Genomic DNA, 1,828 nt, shown 5'->3' with positions numbered 1-1,828 from the left:
CACCTTTCTGAAAACTTCAAAAATACCGGCATGCTGACCAGCATGCTAAATAATAATAAAAAACATATCCGTAGTTTTGCAGAACGTAGCCAGAGTGAACTCCAATATTTAGCGAGTTTGAAGGTATTGACTTCCTTCTCGTCCATGAACAAAAGAAAAGGGGTGCCCGGACATAAGGAAGTGAAAGCAATTCTGGGCTGGCATGAATGGAAAGGCAAGGATGGCGAGTTCAATTCGGAACTGTTCCGCTCTTTTTCGTCCATGAATCATGACAGAGGCATACTCAAACATGGTGAAGTGAGAGAGGTGCTGGGCTGGCCGGAATGGAAAGACAAAGATGGCGAGTTGAGTATCGAGCTGTTCCGCGCTTTCTCGTCCATGAATAGTAGTAAAGGCATGCTCAAACATGAGGAAGTGAAAGAAGTGCTGGGCTGGCCTGAATGGAAAGACAGTGATGGCAAGTTCAGTGTGGAGCTGTTCCGCACCTTCTCCTCTTTGAATAGCGGCAGAGGCATGCTTGAACATAAGGAAGTGAAAGAGGTGCTGGGTTGGCCCGAATGGAAAGGCAAGGATGGCGAGTTCAGTATGGAGCTATTGCGAGCCTTCTCGTCCATGAATCATAACAGAGGCATGCTGAAACATGAGGAAGTGAAAGAGCTGCTGGGCTGGCCGGAGTGGAAAGACAAGGACGGCGAGTTCAGTATAAAGTTGTTCCGTTCCTTCTCGTCCATGAACAGTAGCAAAGGCATGCCCAAATATAAGCAAGTCAAAGAGGTGCTGGGCTGGCCGGAATGGAAAGACAGGGATGGTGAGTTCAGTACAGAGCTTTTCCGCGCCTTCTCGTCCATGAATACAAGCAAAGGCATGCTCAAACATAAGGATGTGAAAGAGGTGCTGAGCTGGCCGGAATGGAAACACAAAGACGGCGAGTTCAGTATAGAGCTTTTCCGCGCTTTCGCGTCCATGAATAGTAGTAAAGGCATGCTCAACCATGAGGAAGTGAAAGATGTGCTGGACTGGCCGGAGTGGAAAGACAAGCATGGCGAGTTCTGTATGGAGCTGTTCCGCTCGGTCTCATCTATGTACGCAAAGAGAAGCCTGCCCGAACACATGGAAATAAAAGAAATGCTGGGCTGGCCGGAATGGAAAGACAAGGATGGCGAGTTCTTTATGGAGCTGTTCCGCGCTTTCTCGTCCATGAATAGTAGTAAAGGAATGCTCAAACATGAGGAAGTGAAAGAAGTGCTGGGCTGGCCGGAATGGAAAGACAGAGATGGCGAGTTCAGTATGGAGCTGTTCCGCGCCTTCTCGTCCATGAATCGTAGCCAGGGCAAGCTCAAACATGAGAAAGTGAAAGAGGTGCTGGGCTGGTCGGAATGGAAAGACAAGGATAACGAGTTCAATATACAGCTATTCCGCGCCTTCACGTCCTTGAATCATGGTCAGGGCATACTCAAACATGAGCAAGTGAAAGAGGTGCTGAACTGGCCGGAATGGAAACACAAGGATGACGATTTCGATATTGAGCTGTTCCGCGCCTTCTCGTCCATGAATCATTCCAAAGGTGTGCTCAAACATGAGAAAGTGAAAGAGATACTGAACTGGCCGGAATGGAAACACAAGGATGGCAAGTTCAATATGAAGTTGTTCCGCACTTTTTCGTCCATGAATTGTGACCAGGGCTTGCCCAAACACAAGCCTGTGAAAAAAGTGCTGGGCTGGATAGGTGACTACGGCCCTCCCAATCATTGGCTACTGCAAGTTATGACCAGACTCTGGAAATCAGCAGGGCTTCCTGCGGTTGAAGTACTGCAACATCAGGAAAGGC

Annotated in this window: 1 protein-coding gene; it reads left to right on the top strand. The window is 48.4% G+C overall.

The genetic code is table 11. The features are described 5' to 3' along the window. Positions 1 to 42 precede the first annotated feature (42 nt). The coding region (locus KDK19_RS11475) for a hypothetical protein (RefSeq protein ID WP_257253564.1) at positions 43 to 1,828 on the top strand (1,786 nt) is incomplete at its 3' end.

Origin of the sequence: Endozoicomonas sp. ONNA1 (assembly GCF_024606325.1) — a bacterium.
In the GTDB taxonomy this organism is placed as follows: Bacteria; Pseudomonadota; Gammaproteobacteria; order Pseudomonadales; family Endozoicomonadaceae; genus Endozoicomonas_A.
This window is presented reverse-complemented; position numbering and strand designations above follow the sequence as displayed.